Consider the following 3,032-nt stretch of genomic DNA (forward strand, 5'->3'; position numbering starts at 1 on the left):
GGCGCCCGTGCACACGGTGCGGGGGCTCGCGCCGCTGCTGCGGGGCGCGCGGCGGATCGTCATCGGCGACCCGTTCTCGCGGTACGTGCAACTGCTGCTCACGCTCGCCCGCGCGCGGGAGCTGGTCGTGGTCGACGACGGGACCGCGACGATGGAGTTCATCGCGCTGCTCGCGCGCGGCGAACCCCTCGTGCGCTGGCACCGGGGCGGGCGCGGCGGCCCCCGCGAACTGGCCTTCGCGCCCTTCGCGCGCACGGCGCGGCGCAAGCTCACGCCGGGTCCGGGGCGCCAGGTCGCCCTGTTCACGTGCATGCCCGTCGAGGGCGTCCCCGAGGGCGTCACCGTCACGACGCACGACTTCGCGTGGACCCGTACGGCCTTCGGCCCCCCTGCGGTACGCGCGGGCGCCGACCTCGTCGGCACCTCGCTCGTCGAGACGGGCGTGGTCGCCGAGGACCACTACGTGGCGGCGGTCGACGCGCTCGTACGCCACCACGGCGCCGTCCGCTACTTCGCGCACCGCAGGGAGAACACCACCAAGCTCCACCGCCTCGCCGTCGAGACGGGCCTCCAGATCGTCCGCCCCGACCTCCCCCTCGAACTCATCGCCCGCCGCGGCCCGATCGGCGCGACGATTCTCAGCTTCCCCTCCACGGTCGTCCACACCCTCCCCCTCGCCCTGACCGGCACGGGCGTCCGCGTCGCGGTCTGCGACATCGACCCCACCTGGCTCACCCCCCACGCCTCCCCCCGCGCCCCGAGCTTCCTGGCGGACGTGACGGGCACGGCACGGGGGGTGCGGCGGATAGGCGTGGGGGGCGGGTGAGGGGGGCGGGGCAGGACCCGGACGCCGTGAGTACGGCGCCGATGACCGGCGAAATAGGGCATGCTGGTGCCATGAGCAGGTATGCGGAGGCGCGGCTGTACGTGCTGCCGGAGTCGCTGGAGGAGCTGGAGGGCCCCACGGAAGGCGCCGTTCGGCTGCCGCGGCACATCGACTGGGGACCCGCGTACGAGTACGAGCTTGCGGAGGCGAGCGATCTCGCGGTGATGTACGAGCGGGTTCTGCGTGAGGCCCGCTCGCGGGAGGATCTGCGGGCGCATCTCGACGGCACTATGTTGCGGCGGCTGTGGGGCCGGCTTGTACTGCCTGCCCCGCTGAGGACGCTGTGGGAGCGCCGTTTCCCCGAACTGGCGGCTCAGCGATCGGCAGCGGCGTAGTGCACGATCTGCACCTGAGGCTGATCCGTCTGGGCCTGGAAGCACTGGGCGGCGACTTCGGGTTCGCGCTGGCCGGTGGGTACGCCGTTCAGGCCCATCGCATCGTTCAGCGGCTCAGCGACGATGTGGACCTGTTCGCTCCGTTCGAGCGTCGAGGAGAGATGCCCGCAGCCACGGAGCGGATCGTGGCCGTTCTGGGCGACAACGGATACGACGTGGAAATTCTCCAGCAGGCGGACACCTATGTCCGGCTCATGGTCTCGGACCCGGTGAGCGGGCAGGAGACCAAGATCGAACTGGTCGCGGAATTCCTCAGACGCTCGCCCGTGGACTCCGAATGGGGACCGGTGCTGCATCGGGACGATGTGGCGGCGGGCAAGATGGAAGCCCTGTTCTCCCGGGCTGAGGCGCGTGACTTCATCGATGTCGACGCCCTCATTCGGGCCGGGTACTCCCGGGAGGAGCTGATCGGACTCGCGGCCCAGCGGGATGCGGGTTTCGACAGAGCCGTCCTGGCCCAGATGCTGGCTGGTGTCGCCCGATTCAGTGACCGGCAGTTCCTGGTGTACGGCGTGGACCAGAACCGCGTCGACGGCATCCGCGCACAGTTCGAAGACTGGCGGCGACAGCTCTGAGGCCGGGGCGGACGGCGCGTGAGCGACGAGCCCCGAACAACGCTGCACGGCACACCGCCGCGGAGTGCCCGCGCGGCGAAATCCCGTTGCGGCGGTACGGGGCCGGGGCCGACGATCGCCGCATGACCCCCGCTCCCACGCCCCGGGACGGCCGCGCCGGTATCGATGCCCCGCTCGTCCATCGCCTGCTCGCCGCGCAGTTCCCGCAGTGGGCCGGTCTGCCGCTCGCGCCCGTGCCGGTGGAGGGCTGGGACAACCGGACGTACCGGCTCGGCGACGCGCTCACCGTGCGGCTGCTCACCGGGCCCGGCTACGCGCCCGCCGTCGCCAAGGAGAACACCTGGCTGCCGCGCCTCGCCCCGCACCTGCCGCTGCCCGTGCCGCAGGTGCTCGGGCAGGGGGAGCCGGGCGAGGGTTACCCGTATCCGTGGTCGGTACGGCGCTGGCTCGATGGCGAGACCGTAGGGAGCGCCGAGCTCCGCTCCCGTACCGACCTGGCTCGTGAACTCGCCCTCTTCGCCCGCGCGTTGTGGGCGGCACCGGTCGGCGGGCCCGCCGCCGGGGAGCACAGCTGGTACCGGGGCGCCTCACCCGCGCACTACGACGAGGAGACCCGCGCCTGCCTCGCGGCGCTCGGAGGCGTCGTGGACACCCGCGCCGCGGCCGAGGTCTGGGACGCCGCGCTCGCCGCGCCCTTCACGGGTCGCCCCGGCTGGTTCCACGGTGACCTGGCCCCCGGCAACCTCCTCCTGCGCGAGGGCGAACTCGCCGCCGTCATCGACTTCGGCACCTCGGGCGTCGGCGACCCGGCCTGCGACCTCGTCCCCGCCTGGAACATGTTCGAGGGCCCGGCCCGCGCAGCCTTCCGCGAGACGGCGGCGATGGACGAGGACACGTGGGCACGAGCGCGCGGCTGCGCCCCGTGGAAGGCGCTCCTCGTCCTGACGGAGCGCCCACGGGAAGGCGACCCCGTACGGGGGGGACTGCTCGCGGATCGTACGGGCGGTGCTCGACGAGCACGCGGCACGAGGCTGACCGAGGGCGCCGGCACCACGTGGACGGGGCCGCCCCGTTCGTCACCCCGTGCCGGGAGCCGCGCCCAGCGCCGCCACGTCCAGTGCGCCGCCCGCGCCCCCGTCCGCCGCCGCGTACCGCGCGAGCAGGCCGGCCGCCGCG

4 protein-coding genes are annotated in these 3,032 nt (G+C 73.4%); all 4 read left to right on the forward strand.

From position 1 onward, the window contains the following. Positions 1–826: hypothetical protein (locus tag G3I42_RS00770; RefSeq protein WP_164281925.1), on the forward strand; the 826-nt coding region annotated here is incomplete at its 5' end. 71 nt (positions 827–897) lie between these two features. Beyond that, positions 898–1,221: a hypothetical protein gene (locus tag G3I42_RS00775; protein ID WP_203606180.1), complete on the forward strand. Its 324-nt coding sequence runs from the start codon at positions 898–900 to the stop codon at positions 1,219–1,221. Next, positions 1,221–1,856 (forward strand): nucleotidyl transferase AbiEii/AbiGii toxin family protein, encoded by a 636-nt coding sequence (locus G3I42_RS00780; RefSeq protein ID WP_164281926.1) that lies wholly within the window; start codon positions 1,221–1,223, stop codon positions 1,854–1,856. Before G3I42_RS00775 ends, G3I42_RS00780 begins: the two co-directional genes overlap by 1 nt. Before the next feature lie 122 nt (positions 1,857–1,978). Further along, positions 1,979–3,032: aminoglycoside phosphotransferase family protein (locus tag G3I42_RS00785; RefSeq protein WP_164281927.1), on the forward strand; the 1,054-nt coding region annotated here is incomplete at its 3' end.

The sequence above is a fragment of the Streptomyces sp. SID11385 genome, assembly GCF_010548245.1.
GTDB lineage: Bacteria > Actinomycetota > Actinomycetes > Streptomycetales > Streptomycetaceae > Streptomyces.